This window comes from Bradyrhizobium sp. 4 (assembly GCF_023100905.1).
In the GTDB taxonomy this organism is placed as follows: domain Bacteria; phylum Pseudomonadota; class Alphaproteobacteria; order Rhizobiales; family Xanthobacteraceae; genus Bradyrhizobium.
Genome location: NZ_CP064686.1, coordinates 4,205,455 through 4,221,079 on the forward strand (window position 1 = coordinate 4,205,455; position 15,625 = coordinate 4,221,079).

The window sequence follows — 15,625 nt, forward strand, 5'->3', positions numbered from 1 at the left end:
TGCTTTGATCAGGGAATTGCCCCTGCTGTCGCAAAGTGCTCTACTCGCCCTGCCCCACGCGGGCCGGGACGCTTGCGATGATGCCTGGCCAGATCGCAAAACTAGGGAATTCGGCCGCGCAATTCCTGCTCGGCGGCCTTGCGGCGCTTCGATCTCTCGGCAATGCGGCGAAAGACGAGTCCGCGACTGGAGAAGGCTGGCGGCAGGACAATGCCGACCTGCGCGACGCCGTGAAGCAATGGCGACAAGTGTTCGAGCACAATCCGGTCATGTATTTCATGGTCGATCCGGCCGGAACGGTGCTCAACGTGAATACATTTGGCGCCGCGCAACTGGGCTACACGGCGGCCGAGTTGACCGGCCAATCTGTGCTGAACGTCTTTTTCGAAGAGGACCGCGATTTCGTCCGTCGCTGTGTCGGGCTGTGCCTGGAAACCGTGGACCAGTCGCACACCTGGGAGATTCGCAAGATCCGGAAGGACGGCTCGGTCCTCTGGGTCCGTGAGAACGCCAAGGCCATGCGGCGCGGCGACGGCACGCCGATCGTGCTGGTCGCCTGCGAAAACATCACCCAGCGCAAGGAGGCGGAGGATGCGCTGCGGCAGAGCGAGGCCTACCTTGCCCAAGCGCAGGAGTTGAGCCGCACCGGCAGCTTCGGCCTGAGCCTGGCAACCCGCGAGGCCGTCTGGTCCAGGGAGACCTTTCGCATCTTCCAGGGTGACCCGCAGGTCAAACCGACGCTCGATTTTGTTTTCCAGCGCATCCATCCGGAAGATCGCAATGCGGTCAGCAAGACCCTTGATCGGGCCTTCCGTGACGTCGGCGATTTCGACCATGAATATCGCCTGCTGATGCCCGATGGATCCATCAAATATCTCCATTCCGTGGCACTCGCGGTGAGACATGGATCCGGCCACATCGAGTTTGTCGGAGCGGTCACTGACGTCACTACGGCAAAGGAAACCGAACAGCGACTGCGTCGCAGCGAAGCCTATCTGACCGAAGCCCAGCGCCTCAGCCACACGAGCAGCTGGGCCTGGGACGTGCGCCGTCAGGAATTCGCTTACCGATCGGCCGAACTCTATCGCCTGTTCGGATTCAACCCGGACCAGATTGATCTGTCGGCGCAGGCTTTCCAACAACGGATCCTCGCCGAAGACTTTAAGCGGATCGTCGATGTGGAACGTCAGGCAATCCGGCAAAAGCAGCCTTTCGAAGTTGATTTTCGGATTGTGCGTCCGGACGGTTCGGTACGACACGTCCATACGGAGGGGCATCCCGTCGTCGGCGGGGACGGCGATGTGACGGAGATCATCGGCACCCACGTCGATGTCACCGAGCAGTTTGCCGCAAGACAAGCGCTGCAAAAAGCCTTTGACGAGCTCAAGCTGTCCGAGCAGCGATTTCGCGACTATGCCGAAACCGCCTCGGACTGGTTTTGGGAGAGCGGGCCGGACCACCGTATCACACGGATTTCGGAACATGCCGACACGGCCGGTCCCGTGCCCACGGGCGTGATCGGCCTCGCCCGTTGGGACATTCCGCCCGACGCCGAGCTCGAGCCAGAGAAGTGGGAGCGGCATCGCGCGACGCTCGATGCCCACCTTCCGTTTCGCGACCTGGTCTACCGAAGCAAGGATCGCAACGGATCTCCGATCTACGTGCGCACCAGCGGCAAGCCCTTGCACGACGCGAACGGCAACTTTCTCGGCTATCGTGGGGTCAGCAGCGACGTGACGGCGGCCATCCGCGCCGAGCAGGCCGAGGAAGCACTGCGCAAGGCGCAAGCCGAGCTTGCTCACGTTACGCGCGTCACGATGCTCGGCGAACTCACGGCCTCGATCGCCCACGAGATCAATCAGCCCTTGGCCGCCGTGATCTCCAATGCGGATGCCTGCATCGGATGGCTCGACCGCGAACCGGCCGACCTGAATGCCGCGCGCCGTTCCGTGGAATGGATCGTCGAGGACGCCAATCGCGCCAGCGAGGTGATCCGCCGGATCAGAGCGCTTGCGAAAAAGACCGAGATCGAGATGGCTCCGGTCGACATGAACCAGCTCGTCAGGGAGACCGTGGCGCTCGTCCGGCGCGAGCTTGCCAACCATGCCGTGTCGGTGCGAATGGAGCTGGCGTCCGCTCTGCCCAGAGTCTGCGGCGACCGGATCCAGCTCCAGCAGGTGCTGATCAACCTGGTCATAAACGGGATTGAAGCTATGCACGCCAATGTGGAACGCCCGCGCGAGCTTGCGATCCGCTCCAGCCAGGTGAGCGAGCACGGCGAAAGTCGCATGCTCCTGACCGTGACAGATCGCGGGGTCGGGCTTGGCAACAGCGCGACGGAGCGCATCTTCACACCTTTCTTCACGACAAAGCCGAGCGGCCTGGGGATGGGACTGTCGATCTGCCGATCGATCATCGAGGCTCATGCGGGCCGGCTCTCGGCCCTCCCCAATGACGGAAGCGGAGCAACATTCCAGATTGCCCTGCCCTTGGCGATCGAGGACACGTCGTGACCGACATTCCCAAGGCGGCGACGGTGCAGACGAGTTCCGACGATCCGATCGTCTTGATCGTCGACGACGATCCATCGATGCGCCGTGCGCTCACCAACCTCTTTCAATCCGTCGGTCTCAAGGTCGAGGCTTTCGGCTCCGCGGCGGAGATCATGGAAGCCAAGCCACCGGCGGTCCCCAGCTGCCTTGTGCTCGACATCCGCCTGCCGGGCTCAAGCGGCTTTGACCTGCAGTCGGACCTAGCGAAGGCGAACATTCACACGCCCATTATCTTCATCACCGGTCATGGTGATATTCCGATGACCGTCAGGGCCATGAAGAGCGGCGCGATCGATTTTCTGACCAAGCCGGTGCGCGACCAGGACATGCTGGATGCGGTCCGGGCCGCGATCGAACGGGATCGCAAGCGACGCAATGCAGAGGAGTCGGTCGCGGGAGTGCGGTCCCGCTTCGAGGGTTTGAGCGCGCGCCAGCGCGACATCCTCACTCTGGTGGCATCCGGCCTGATGAACAAGCAGGTCGCTGCCGAGCTTGGATTGGCCGAGATTACCGTCAAGATCTATCGTGGGCAGATCATGCGGAAAATGGGCGCCAAGTCGTTGGCCGATCTCGTCAGAATGGTGGAGGCGCTCGGAATCTCACGCCCGGGCGGAAAGATGCAAACCTAAGTATGCTTTTCAAGCTCGCTCCAAGGGCTCACTTTCGCCAAGTGCGGCACCGTGATCGGCGGCTCCCCGATCAGGAGCGATCATCTTGTCAATCCCGTTGGCCATTTCCGTCATTGACGATGATCGATCAGTCCGCCTTGCGACCAATAATCTGCTGACGTCGCGGGGATACACGGTCAACATCTTTCGCTCCGCTGACGAATTTCTTCAATCGGCCGAACTGAAGACGACGTCCTGCGTGATCGCGGATGTGCAGATGTCGTTGATGGGCGGCCTTGAGCTCTTGACGCACATGCGCAGCCTTGGTCACCACACGCCCTTCATCTTCATGACGGCTTTTCCCGACGATGCCGTGCGCGACCGCGCGCTGAAAGCGGGCGCTATCTGCTTTCTCGCGAAGCCGTTCTCCACGCCCGCTCTGCTTGAATGTCTGCGGATGGCCCTGTCCGGCTCCGATCAAACCGAGACATGATACGCCGGCGCCGAGCCCTGCGACACGGCGCTCAATCCACCTTGATGTTCGCCGCCTTGATCATCGGCCACCACTTCGCGATCTCAGCCTTCTGGCGGGTGCCGAGGGCCTCGGGCGTGAGCTGATTCTGGGGTGTCATCTCAAGCCCCTGGCTTTCGAGCTGCTTCTTCACGCCGGGATCGTTGAGCGCTTCCACAGCTGCGGCGTTGAGCTTGGCAACGATCTGCTTCGGCGTACCCTTGGGCACCCACATCCCGGACCACAGCGTCATGTTGAAACCCTTCAGGCCCGCCTCCTCCGCCGTCGGGATGTCGGGCGCCGAGGACAGGCGCTTGTCGTCGGTGATGGCGTAGGCGCGAATGGTGCCGGCGCGGACCTGGTTGATGGAGTTCGAGGTCTGGTCGACGATGACGTCGATCTGGCCGGCGATCAGATCGTTCAGGGCGGGCGCGGTGCCGCGATACGGCACGTATTGCAGCTTGATGCCGGAGACGCTCTCGAAATAGACGCCGGCGATGTGGCTGCCCGAGCCCGCGCCCGCGGTGCCGGCGGTCGGCGGCGACGGCCGCGACTTCAGCCAGTCCAGCAGCTCCTTCAGCGAGGTTGCGGGCACCGCGTTCTTGCTGACGACGATCATCGGATTGCTCGGCAGCAGCACCACCGGCTCCAGGTCCGCGACCAAGTCGTAGTTGAGCTTGTAGACGGCGCCGTTGGCAACGTGGGTGCCGAGATGGCCGAATGAGATCGTGTAGCCGTCGGGGGCCGAATGCACGGCACGGCCGACGCCGATCGAGCCGCCCGCGCCAGTGACGTTCTCGATCACCAGCGGTTGCCCAAGCGATGTCCGCATCCGCTCGGCGAGCACACGCGCCATCGCATCCGACGGCCCGCCCGCCGCGAAGGGGACGATGATGGTGATGGGACGTGAAGGATAGTCGTCGGCGCGCGCGGCGCCTGCAACAGCGAGAATAGCAATCAGCGCAGCCCAGGCGGCCTTCATTGTCTTCTCCCAACGATGTCATTGTTGTTTTTGTCTCTTCCCGCGTACGGGAAGAGGGATCGTTCGTGAAGAGACGAAATGCCGCGCTAGAACTGCGAATAGTCGATCGGCTTGTGGCGATCGAGCGTGCGGTTGACCGGCGGCAGCGGGTATTTCAGGCCGGTGGCGCAATTGAACAGCATCACGCGGTCACCCTTCGAGACGCGTCCGTCGGCGAGGCTGTCCTTGTAGGCGGCGTAGGTCGCAGCGCCTTCGGGGCACAGCAGCAGCCCCTCCTCGCGCGCGACCTCGTTCAGCGCCGACGAGATCTTGTCGTCGTCGACGGCGATGGCAAAACCCTTGCTCTCGCGCACCGCGCGCAGGATCAGGAAGTCGCCGATCGCCTGCGGCACGCGAATGCCCGAAGCGATGGTGTGAGCGTCCTCCCACCGCGTGGCATGCTCGGTGCCGGCTTCGTACGCACGCACCATGGGCGCGCAGCCGGAGGCCTGCACCGCAACCATGCGCGGGCGCTTCGAGCCAATGAAGCCGATCTTCTCCAGCTCGTCGAAGGCCTTCCACATGCCGATCAGGCCGGTGCCGCCGCCGGTGGGATAGAAGATCACGTCGGGCACGTCCCAGCCGAGCTGCTCGGCCAGTTCGAGCCCCATCGTCTTCTTGCCTTCGATCCGGTACGGCTCCTTCAAGGTCGAGGTGTCGAACCAGCCGACTTTCGCCTTGCCCTCGCCGACGATCTTGCCGCAATCGTCGATATAGCCGTTGACGCGGTAGACGGTCGCGCCCTGAAGCTCGATCTCGCTGACGTTCACCTCGGGCGTATCGGCCGGACAGAAGATCGTGGTCTTGATGCCGCAGGAGGTGGCATATGCCGCGAGCGCCGCGCCGGCATTGCCGTTGGTGGGCATCGCCATGTGCTTGATGCCGAGCGCCTTGCCCATCGACACCGCCATGACGAGGCCGCGCGCCTTGAACGAGCCGGTCGGCAAGCGCCCCTCGTCCTTGACGATGATCTCGCCGCCGCCGAGCTTTGCGCCGAGCTTGGGCAGCCGGATCAGCGGCGTCGTGACCTCGCCGAGCGAGACGATGTCCTTGCATTTTCGCACCGGCAAGAGCTCGCGATAGCGCCACATGTCGGCGGGGCGCTGGCTAAGCGCATCCTTGGTCAGCGCTTTCTTCACGCCGGCAAGGTCGTAGCGCACCAGCAAAGGCTTGCCGGCCTTGGAGAGGTTATGGACCTCGTCGGCGGCGTAATGGTCGCCCTCCATCGCGCATTCGAGATGGGTGACGAAGGTCGGGCGTTCGATGGTGAGGTTGTCGTTGTCGTGCATGGGGTGGTTTCCTTCTTGTTTTGCAAACAGATCCCTCCGCTCGTCAATTGCGAGCGCAGCGAAGCAATCCAGAATCTTTCCGCGGAGGCAGTCTGGATGGCTTAGCTTCGCTCGCAATGACGGTGGCGGGCGGCGATGCGCGCTCGTCAAATATTCAGCACCCGTCCATACGCATCCAGCACGGCTTCCTTCATCATCTCCGACAGCGTCGGATGCGGGAATACCGTGTGCATCAGCTCCTCTTCCGTCGTCTCCAGGTTCATGGCGACGACGTAGCCCTGGATCAACTCGGTGACCTCTGCGCCGATCATGTGGGCGCCGAGCAGCTGGCCTGTCTTTTTGTCGAAGATCACCTTGACCAACCCCTGGTCCTCGCCGAGGGCGATGGCCTTGCCGTTGCCGACGAAGGGGAAGCGGCCGACGCGGATCTCACGGCCGTTCTCCTTGGCCTTGGCTTCGGTGAGGCCGACGGAGGCGACCTGCGGATTGCAATAGGTGCAGCCCGGGATCAGGTTCTTGTCCATGGCGTGCGGATGCAGGCCCTTGATCGCCTCGACGCAGATCACGCCTTCGTGCTCGGCCTTGTGAGCCAACATCGGCGGGCCGGCGACGTCGCCGATGGCGTAGATGCCGGGGATGTTGGTCTTGCCGTAGCCGTCGATCACGATGACGCCGCGATCGGTTTTGACGCCGAGCTTTTCGAGACCGAGATTCTCGATGTTGCCGACGACGCCGACGGCCGAGATCACGCGCTCGAACTCGGTCGTCACAGGCTTGCCCTTGCCGTCGTCAATGGTAGCAACGACGCTATCGGCCTTCTTCTCGAGCTTGGTCACCTTGGTCGAGGACAGGATCTTGATGCCCTGCTTCTCAAAACGCTTGCGGGCCAGGCCCGCAATCTCGGCGTCCTCAACCGGCAGGATCTGCGGCAGCACTTCGACCACGGTAACGTCAGAACCCATGGTGTGGAAGAAAGACGCGAACTCGATGCCGATCGCGCCGGAGCCGACCACCAGCAGCGATTTCGGCATCCGCTCCGGCACCATCGCTTCGAAATAAGTCCAGATCAGCTTCTTGTCAGGCTCGAGGCCCGGCAGCACGCGCGGCCGCGCGCCGGTCGCGACGATGATGTGTTTGGCCTGATATGTCCCCTCGCCCAGCGTGCCCTTTGGCCCCTCGACGTCGGACTTCTTCACGGTGACTTTGCCGGGCGCATCGATCGAGGCCGCGCCCCAGATCACGCTGACCTTGTTCTTCTTCATCAGGAAGCCGACGCCGTCGTTCAGCCGCTTCGAGACGCCGCGCGAGCGCTGCACCACCGCCTTCGGGTCGAACGAGACGTTGTCCGCCGACAGGCCGTAATCCTTGGCGTGCTGCATGTAGTGGTAGATCTCGGCCGAGCGCAGCAGCGCCTTGGTCGGGATGCAGCCCCAGTTCAGGCAGATGCCGCCGAGATAGGATTTCTCGACGATCGCGACCTTGAAGCCGAGCTGGGCGGCGCGGATCGCGGTGACATAGCCGCCCGGACCGGAGCCGATGATGATGATGTCGAAGGATGTGTCGGCCATGGCGGCTCCCCATTCAACTCAAGAGGCGTCGCGGACGCGGCGCCTGGAAATGATAACCCGGACCAGCCATTCGAGCAGGATCGCGCCGGCCATGATAGCCAGTGCGATCAGAACGACGGCCTGGCCGATGCTCCGTGCCAGCTGCTCGCCGGCAAAGAACGCGGAATGCAGAATATCGAGCCCGACAGGATTGAGTGCAACCACAGCCGAGAGCAACAAGGAGATCCAGGGCCAGCGCGTTCGCATTCACCCCGCGCCTCCCTGGGCTACACCATCATCATGACGGGATTTTCCATCAGCTGCTTGAAGGCGCCGATCAGCTCCGCGCCGAGCGCGCCGTCGATGGCACGGTGATCGCAGGACAGGGTCACGCTCATCATGTTCGCGATCTCGATCTTGCCGCCGCGGACGACTGGCCGCTCCTCGCTGGTGCCGACTGCGAGGATCGTCGCGTGCGGCGGATTGATCACGGCGGTGAAGTGGCTGATGCCGAACATGCCGAGGTTGGAAACGGCCGTGGTGCCGCCCTGGTATTCTTCCGGCTTCAGCTTGCGCGAGCGGGCGCGTGTCGCAAAATCCTTCATCTCGTTGGAGATGGTCGACAGCGTCTTGGTCTCAGCCTTGCGGATGATCGGCGTGATCAGGCCGCCGGGCATCGCCACCGCAACGCCGACGTCGGAATGGTGGTGCTTGACCATGCCGCTTTCGGTCCAGCTCACATTGCAATTCGGGATCTTCTGCAGCGCCACCGCCATCGCCTTGATGACGAAGTCGTTGACCGAGATCTTGTAGAGCGGCTTCTTCTCCTTGTCCTTGGGAGCAGCCGCATTGATCTCCTCGCGCGCGGCGAGCAGCTTGCCGATGTCGCAGTCGATGGTGAGGTAGAAGTGCGGAACGTTCTGGATCGACGCGGTCAGACGCTGCGCAATCGTGCGCCGCATGCCGTCATGCGGGACGACCTCGTAGGAGCCCGGCTCGAACAGCGACAGGATCTGCTTGTCCGACATGGTCGGCGCGGTCGAGGGCGCGCCTGACGGCGTCGCCGCGGGAGCCTTGAGGCCCTTGCCGGACTTGGCCTGCTCGACGTCGCGGGCCACCACGCGGCCATGCGGGCCGGTGCCAGTCACCATCGACACGTCGAGGCCGGATTCTTTGGCGAGACGGCGCGCCAGCGGCGAGGAGAACACGCGGTCGCCATGTCCGTTGCTCTGCACGGCCAGTGCTGCGGCCTGCGGTGCAGGTGCTGCGGCGGGCGCCGGGGCGGCCTTGGGCGCAGCAGCCGCAGGAGCCGCTGCGGCAGCGGGAGCTTCAGCAGCTTTCGGAGGTGCGGTGGAAGCACTGGGCTTGGCGGCACCTGCCGCCTTCACGTCCTCGCCCTCGCCGGCCAGCACCGCGATCACGTCATTGACCGGGACGTCCTGCGTGCCCTCGGGCACGAGGATCTTGGCGATCGTCCCCTCGTCGATGGCCTCGACCTCCATGGTCGCCTTGTCGGTCTCGATCTCGGCGATGACATCGCCGGATTTGACCTTGTCGCCTTCCTTCTTCAGCCACTTGGCGAGGTTGCCCTTCTCCATCGTCGGCGAAAGAGCGGGCATCAGGATGTTGATGGGCATGCTGACCTCAAGAAGAACTTTGCAAAATTCCGTCTCCGGACCGAAGACGGACAGACCAGGTTAGTTGCCGATGTCGCCCTGCCACAGCCGCTCATTGGCAGGAATAGAACGCCAATTTTTCATCATGGTGATGGAGCGGTCGTCGGCAAGGTCGATCCACGGGATGCCGAACTTGTCGAGAATGTCCTTGGAGCCCTCGAAGGTGACGGCCTCTCCGATCACCACGAGCTTGACCTTGAACAGCGCGAGCGCACCGGCACACATCGCGCATGGCGACAGCGTGGTGTACATGACGGTGTCGTGGAACGAAATCGCACCCGCCTCGCGCAGGCAACTCATCTCGCCGTGCAGGATCGGGTTGTTCTCCTGCACGCGATTGTTGTGGCCGCGGGCGATCACCTTGTTATCGCGGGTCAGCACGGCGCCGATCGGTAGGCCGCCTTGCGCGATTGAGGCTTGCGCCTCGCGGATCGCCTCCAGCATGAAATCGAAATGATAGGACTCGATCGCCACGGTCAGTGCCCCTTCCCGCGCGGCGTCGTGGTGCCGGTGTCGGTAGGACGCTCGATCTCGGCCTGGAACATTTCGATGATCCGGTTTAGCGCGTCCTCCTCGGTGTATTCGCTCTCGCGCGCATAGGCGCGCGCGGCGTGACGGGCGAGATCGACGAGCAGCAGGCCCCACATGTCGGGCTCGTCGAAGGCCCGCTGGAACGCCATCGACAGCCCGCCGTCCAGCACGAACACGCGCAGGATCTCGACCGCATCATCGCGGACGAGGACGTCGGGTGGCAATGGCTGCTCCTTCGGGCCCGCCATGGTCTACCTGTAGCAGACGGCTTTGGCGGCCTCGACCACTTCGGCAGCCGAAGGCAGCGCGAGCTTTTCCAGGTTCGCGGCATAGGGCATCGGCACGTCCTTGCCGGAGACGCGGGTTACAGGCGCATCCAGATAGTCGAAGGCATGCTCCATGATCCGCGCTGCGATCTCGGCGCCGACGCCGCTCTGGGCCCAGCCCTCTTCCACCGTGACGGCACGTCCCGTCTTCTTGACGGAGTTGATGATGGTCTCTGTGTCCATCGGACGCAGCGTGCGCAGGTCGATCACCTCGGCCTCGATGCCGTCCTTGGCGAGTTCGTCGGCGGCTTTCAGCGCGTAGCTCATGCCGTTCGACCACGAGATGATCGTGACATGGCTGCCGGAACGCACGATGCGCGCCTTGCCGATCGGAATCACGAAGTCATCGAGCTTCGGCACCTCGCCGGTGTGACCGTAGAGCATCTCGTTCTCGAGGAAGATCACCGGATTGGGATCGCGGATCGCAGCCTTGAGCAGGCCCTTGTAATCAGCGGCCGAGAACGGCGCGACGACCTTGAGGCCCGGGACGTTCGAATACCAGGACGAATAATCCTGGCTGTGCTGAGCGGCGACGCGGGAAGCAGCGCCGTTGGGCCCGCGGAACACGATCGAGCAGCCCATCTGGCCGCCGGACATGTAGAGCGTCTTGGCCGCGGAGTTGATGATCTGGTCGATCGCCTGCATGGCGAAGTTGAAGGTCATGAACTCGACGATCGGCTTCAAACCGGTCATGGCAGCGCCGACGCCGATGCCGGCAAAGCCGTGCTCGGTGATCGGCGTGTCGATGACGCGCTTGGCGCCGAATTCCTGAAGCAGCCCTTGCGTCACCTTGTAGGCGCCTTGGTACTCGGCGACCTCTTCGCCCATCACGAAGACGTCGGCGTCGCGGCGCATCTCTTCGGCCATGGCATCGCGCAGGGCTTCGCGGATGGTCTGCGTCACCATCTCGGTGCCGGCGGGCACTTCCGGGTCGGGTTCTGCGACGGCCTGCGGCGCCGGCGCAGCTTTGGGAGCTGGAGCCTCGGCCTTCGCGGCGGCAGGAGCTGCGGATTCGGCAGCCTTCTGCTGCTGGGCAGGCGCGGGCGCCTTGGCGAGATCGGCGGCACTCTCACCATCGGCGAGAATCGTTGCGATCGGCGTGTTCACGGCCACGTCGGCGGTGCCCTCGGGGATCAGGATCTTGCCGAGCGTACCTTCATCGGTCGCCTCGACCTCCATGGTCGCCTTGTCGGTCTCGATCTCGGCGATGACGTCGCCGGACTTGATCGTCTCACCCTCTTTTTTCAGCCATTTGGAGAGGTTGCCCTTCTCCATCGTGGGCGACAACGCGGGCATCAGCACTTGAATTGGCATATCGGCTCCAAAAGAAAGCTTGCGCGCGTTCAGCGGTAAATATCGGTCCAGAGCTCGGCGGCATCCGGCTCGGGATCATGCTGGGCGAAATCGGCGGACGCGTTGACGATGTCGCGCACCTCGGCGTCGATCGCCTTCAGATCCTGCTCGCTGACCTTGGCGGCCAACAGGCGGTTGCGCACCTGCTCGATCGGATCCTGGTCGTGGCGGACTTTTTCGACCTCCTCGCGCGTTCTATACTTTGCGGGATCGGACATCGAGTGGCCGCGGTAGCGGTAGGTCTGCATCTCCAGGATGAAGGGGCCCTTGCCGGCGCGGCACCAGGCCGCCGCCTCGTCGCCGGCGGCCTTGACGGCACGCACGTCCATGCCGTCGACCTGCTGGCCGGGAATGTTGAAGGAGGCGCCGCGCTTGGAGAAATCCTGCTGCGCCGAGGCGCGCGAGACCGAAGTGCCCATGGCGTAGCGGTTGTTCTCGATCACGTAGATCACCGGCAGCTTCCAGAGCTCCGCCATGTTGAAGCTCTCATAGACCTGGCCCTGGTTGGCCGCACCGTCGCCGAAATAGGTGACGCTGACATTGTCGTTGTCGCGATAGTGATTGGCGAAAGCGAGCCCGGTGCCGAGCGAGACCTGGGCGCCGACGATGCCGTGGCCGCCGTAAAAGTGCTTCTCCTTGCTGAACATGTGCATGGAGCCGCCCTTGCCCTTGGAATAGCCGCCGCGACGGCCGGTGAGCTCGGCCATGACGCCGTTGGCCTCCATGCCGGTGGCGAGCATATGACCGTGATCGCGATAGCCGGTGATGACCTGGTCGCCCGGCTTCAGGGCCATCTGCATCCCGACCACCACAGCCTCCTGGCCGATATAAAGGTGGCAGAAGCCACCAATCGCGCCCATGCCGTAGAGCTGGCCGGCCTTTTCCTCGAACCGCCGGATCAGGAGCATGTCGCGGAGCGCCTTGAGCTCCTGCTCTCTGGTGAATTCCGGGGGCGAACCGCCGTCGGTCTTGTCCTGTGCAGTGCTTGCGGCGGCTTTCTTGGGTGCGGCCATGGGAATTCCGGGTCAGAGAAAACTTCAGCCCTCTCTAACCCAAGTCAAATGCCCTTGGAAAGCACCGCGGCGGCATGGCACGACTTTCATTATGCCGCACTGCAACGTGATCGTAATATTGCAAAATCTTTGACGCGGATCGGGCAACAAATCGACACGGTCGCCGCACGCGCAGATTCGTGACCTCATCAAAAAGCGTCGAGCCGATAAAGTCCCGCCGTTTGGAGTGGGCGACGCCGAAGCGGCGCCGCCCACTTCCGTCCGATCAGAAGAAGCCCAGCTTCTTGGGGCTGTAGCTGACCAGCAGGTTCTTGGTCTGCTGGTAGTGATCGAGCATCATCTTGTGGGTCTCGCGCCCGACGCCCGACTGCTTATAGCCGCCGAAGGCCGCATGCGCGGGATAGGCATGGTAGCAGTTGGTCCAGACCCGGCCGGCCTGGATTGCCCGGCCGAAGCGATAGCAGCGGTTGGCGTCGCGGCTCCAGACGCCGGCCCCCAGGCCGTAGGGCGTGTCGTTGGCGATCTCGAGCGCCTCCTCGTCGTTCTTGAAGGTCGTGACAGAAACGACGGGGCCGAAGATCTCCTCCTGGAAGACGCGCATCTTGTTGTGGCCCTCGAACACGGTCGGCTGGACGTAGAAGCCGCCGGCGAGATCGCCGCCGAGTTCGGCGCGTCCGCCGCCGGCCAGCACCTTGGCCCCCTCCTGCTTGCCGATGTCGATGTAGGAGAGGATTTTTGCGAGTTGCTCGCCGGAAGCCTGCGCACCGATCATGGTGTCGGCCGCACGCGGATCGCCCTGCTTGATCGCGGCGACGCGCTTCAGCGCCCGCTCCATGAAGCGGTCATAGATGTCGGCGTGGACCAGCGCCCGGCTCGGACAGGTGCAGACCTCGCCCTGGTTCAGCGCGCACATGACGAAACCTTCGATCGCCTTGTCGAAGAAGTCGTCGTCTTCGGCGGTGACGTCGCTGAAGAAGATGTTGGGCGACTTGCCGCCGAGCTCGAGCGTGACGGGAATGAGGTTCTGGCTGGCATACTGCATGATCAGCCGGCCCGTCGTGGTCTCGCCGGTGAAGGCGATCTTGGCGATGCGCGGGCTGGACGCGAGCGGCTTGCCGGCTTCCAGACCAAAGCCGTTGACGATGTTGAGGACGCCGGGCGGCAGAATGTCGCCGATGATCTCGGCCCAGACCATGATCGAGGCCGGGGTCTGCTCGGCCGGCTTGAGCACGACGCAATTGCCGGCGGCGAGCGCGGGCGCGAGCTTCCAGCAGGCCATCAGCAGCGGGAAGTTCCAGGGGATGATCTGGCCGACCACGCCGAGCGGTTCGTGGAAATGGTAGGCAACGGTGTCGTGATCGATCTCGCCGATCGAGCCTTCCTGGGCACGGATGGCGCCGGCGAAATAGCGGAAGTGGTCGATGGCCAGCGGGATGTCCGCTGCGCGGGTCTCGCGGATCGGCTTGCCGTTGTCCCAGGTCTCGGCGATGGCGAGACGCTCGAGATTGTCTTCCATGCGGTCGGCGATCCGGTTCAGCATCGCGGCGCGCTCGGCGACGCTGGTGCGGCCCCAAGCGGCCTTCGCGGCATGCGCTGCGTCGAGCGCTGCCTCGACGTCCTGCGCGTCGGAGCGCGCGATCTTGCAGACGATCTGGCCTGTCACCGGCGAGGCGTTGTCGAAATACTTGCCGGAGATCGGCGCGACGAATTTGCCGCCGATGAAATTGTCGTAGCGTTCGGCGAAGGGAATTTTGGTGACGCTGAGGAATTCTACCTTGTTCATTGATCACTCCCGATGTTTGCTGTTTGCGCAATTCGTCGCATGGTCGCGACTTGCGCCGACGATGTCGCGGGAGGCGTCTTCTGTCAGCCCTGATAGGAGCGATGATGGAGCCGACCTGTCGCAGTTCTGCGACAGGTGACGAGGCTGCACGTCGTGCCGCCGCACGTAATGACGCCGCCGCACATACTGACCTCATCCTGAGGAGCGCGCTCTTGCGCGCGTCTCGAAGGATGGCTGGGGTGACAGCAGGGCATCTTGTGGTTCGAGACGACCGCTTTGCGGTCTCCTCACCATGAGAATCTACCAGCAGCTCAATGCGCGTTCAGCTCGAACCGCTTGAGCTTTCTGTGCAGCGTGGCACGGCTGACGCCGAGGGCCTTCGCGGCCGCCGAGACATTGCCGCCTGCGCGCAAGAGCGCCCGCTGCAACACTGCGCGCTGACCGCCGGCAAGATGGTCGCGCGCGGTGTCGCCGCCGAGGAGATCAGCGGCAGGCATCGGCTGCAACGCCCGGCCGGGCGCAATCCCGAGTCCCGCTCGGGCGGACCGGGTGGCGCCGATCACGAGATCGTCCGCATCGACCGCAACGAGGCCGCCGCACTGGCCGTCCGCAGCTTGCGTCAGCACGATGCGGGCATGGGCGAAGGCCCTGCGAAACAGATCGGCTTCGATACGCCTGGCTGCCTCACCGGCCGCGAGCGCGATCAGACTGGAAAACACGTCGGTGCGGTCGGCGCGGCAGGAGGAGACGTCGAGCACGCCCGCGAACGCAGCCTCATGGTCGTAGATCGGAACGGCGGTGCAGCTCAGAAGCGTGTTGCGGGTGAAGAAATGCTGATCGCGGTCGATCGTCAACGGACGCTGCTCGACGAGGCAGGTGCCGATGCCGTTGGTGCCCTCATGCTCCTCGCTCCAGAGCGCGCCGGTCCAGAGGCCCCAGGACTGAAATGTCGCATCGTCGGCCGGGGTGCCGCGGCGATCGACCGGCACGCCCTCGCCGTCCGCAAGCAGCACGCAGCAGCCGCTGGCGCCGACCGCCTGATAGAGCCGGTCCATCGCACCCCGCGCAGCGGCGAGCAGCGGCGCGACGCGCTCCCGCGCGCGGTGCAGCTCGGCTTCGCTCAGCCGGTTCGGCAAGCTACGGCCGGCGGGATCGAGACGATGCAATCTGGATGAACGGCGCCACGAGGCCACGAGCGACGAGCGTGCCGCCTGGCCTGACGTAATGGCGGCCTCGACACGGGCCGCGTGATGCCGGGGGGATTGCCCATTCATCACTGTTTCCTCCGGGTGGCAATCTAGACGGTGCCGGCACGGCCCGGTTGATCTGCGTCAACCCTGGCCATGATGATGGAAGCCATGAGCCGGTTGCGGCGCTGCCGTCAAGACGGCAGTCCGGTTCCAGGCCTTCAACTT

At 63.9% G+C, this 15,625-nt stretch carries 14 protein-coding genes; 3 read left to right on the forward strand and 11 right to left on the reverse strand.

Annotated elements, in window-relative coordinates; all coding sequences use genetic code 11:
• The first annotated feature begins 77 nt into the window (after positions 1 to 77).
• The 3 genes from IVB45_RS19725 to IVB45_RS19735 all read left to right on the forward strand — a co-directional run bounded on the left by IVB45_RS19725 (position 78) and on the right by IVB45_RS19735 (position 3,653).
• The gene (locus IVB45_RS19725; RefSeq protein WP_247356376.1) at positions 78 to 2,513 is read left to right on the forward strand and encodes a PAS domain S-box protein; all 2,436 of its coding nucleotides are present in this window, start codon (positions 78 to 80) and stop codon (positions 2,511 to 2,513) included.
• Positions 2,510 to 3,181: a response regulator transcription factor gene (locus tag IVB45_RS19730; RefSeq protein ID WP_247289678.1), complete on the forward strand. Its 672-nt coding sequence runs from the start codon at positions 2,510 to 2,512 to the stop codon at positions 3,179 to 3,181. Before IVB45_RS19725 ends, IVB45_RS19730 begins: the two co-directional genes overlap by 4 nt.
• Before the next feature lie 85 nt (positions 3,182 to 3,266).
• Positions 3,267 to 3,653, forward strand: coding sequence for a response regulator (locus IVB45_RS19735; protein WP_247289676.1), 387 nt, complete (start codon positions 3,267 to 3,269; stop codon positions 3,651 to 3,653).
• Between the two features lie 31 nt (positions 3,654 to 3,684).
• Here IVB45_RS19735 and IVB45_RS19740 read toward each other — a convergent pair whose 3' ends face one another.
• The 11 genes from IVB45_RS19740 to IVB45_RS19790 form a co-directional block, all read right to left on the reverse strand.
• Positions 3,685 to 4,653, reverse strand: coding sequence for a tripartite tricarboxylate transporter substrate binding protein BugD (locus IVB45_RS19740; protein WP_247289674.1), 969 nt, complete (start codon positions 4,651 to 4,653; stop codon positions 3,685 to 3,687).
• A gap of 86 nt (positions 4,654 to 4,739) precedes the next feature.
• Positions 4,740 to 5,981 carry a threonine synthase gene (locus IVB45_RS19745; protein WP_247356374.1) on the reverse strand — a complete coding sequence of 414 codons (1,242 nt, stop codon included), beginning with the start codon at positions 5,979 to 5,981 and terminating at the stop codon, positions 4,740 to 4,742.
• Positions 5,982 to 6,127: 146 nt separating this feature from the next.
• Complete coding sequence (gene lpdA, locus IVB45_RS19750; protein WP_027567102.1) at positions 6,128 to 7,549, reverse strand: dihydrolipoyl dehydrogenase; 1,422 nt, start codon at positions 7,547 to 7,549, stop codon at positions 6,128 to 6,130.
• A gap of 18 nt (positions 7,550 to 7,567) precedes the next feature.
• Positions 7,568 to 7,795 (reverse strand): hypothetical protein, encoded by a 228-nt coding sequence (locus IVB45_RS19755; RefSeq protein ID WP_247356372.1) that lies wholly within the window; start codon positions 7,793 to 7,795, stop codon positions 7,568 to 7,570.
• Positions 7,796 to 7,815: 20 nt separating this feature from the next.
• Positions 7,816 to 9,165 carry a pyruvate dehydrogenase complex dihydrolipoamide acetyltransferase gene (locus IVB45_RS19760; protein WP_247356369.1) on the reverse strand — a complete coding sequence of 450 codons (1,350 nt, stop codon included), beginning with the start codon at positions 9,163 to 9,165 and terminating at the stop codon, positions 7,816 to 7,818.
• 60 nt (positions 9,166 to 9,225) lie between these two features.
• The gene (locus IVB45_RS19765) at positions 9,226 to 9,678 is read right to left on the reverse strand and encodes a nucleoside deaminase (RefSeq protein ID WP_247356367.1); all 453 of its coding nucleotides are present in this window, start codon (positions 9,676 to 9,678) and stop codon (positions 9,226 to 9,228) included.
• 2 nt (positions 9,679 to 9,680) lie between these two features.
• On the reverse strand, positions 9,681 to 9,983 hold the full coding sequence (locus tag IVB45_RS19770) for a DUF5076 domain-containing protein (protein WP_007590623.1): 303 nt from the start codon (positions 9,981 to 9,983) through the stop codon (positions 9,681 to 9,683).
• Between the two features lie 3 nt (positions 9,984 to 9,986).
• Positions 9,987 to 11,375 carry a pyruvate dehydrogenase complex E1 component subunit beta gene (locus tag IVB45_RS19775; RefSeq protein WP_027567105.1) on the reverse strand — a complete coding sequence of 463 codons (1,389 nt, stop codon included), beginning with the start codon at positions 11,373 to 11,375 and terminating at the stop codon, positions 9,987 to 9,989.
• A 29-nt stretch (positions 11,376 to 11,404) separates the two neighbouring features.
• Positions 11,405 to 12,427: a pyruvate dehydrogenase (acetyl-transferring) E1 component subunit alpha gene (gene pdhA, locus IVB45_RS19780; protein WP_007590620.1), complete on the reverse strand. Its 1,023-nt coding sequence runs from the start codon at positions 12,425 to 12,427 to the stop codon at positions 11,405 to 11,407.
• Between the two features lie 265 nt (positions 12,428 to 12,692).
• On the reverse strand, positions 12,693 to 14,210 hold the full coding sequence (adh, locus tag IVB45_RS19785) for an aldehyde dehydrogenase (protein ID WP_247356365.1): 1,518 nt from the start codon (positions 14,208 to 14,210) through the stop codon (positions 12,693 to 12,695).
• Positions 14,211 to 14,521: 311 nt separating this feature from the next.
• Entirely contained in the window at positions 14,522 to 15,484 is a 963-nt protein-coding gene (locus IVB45_RS19790) for a GAF domain-containing protein (protein WP_247356364.1), read from the reverse strand.
• Positions 15,485 to 15,625 lie beyond the last annotated feature (141 nt).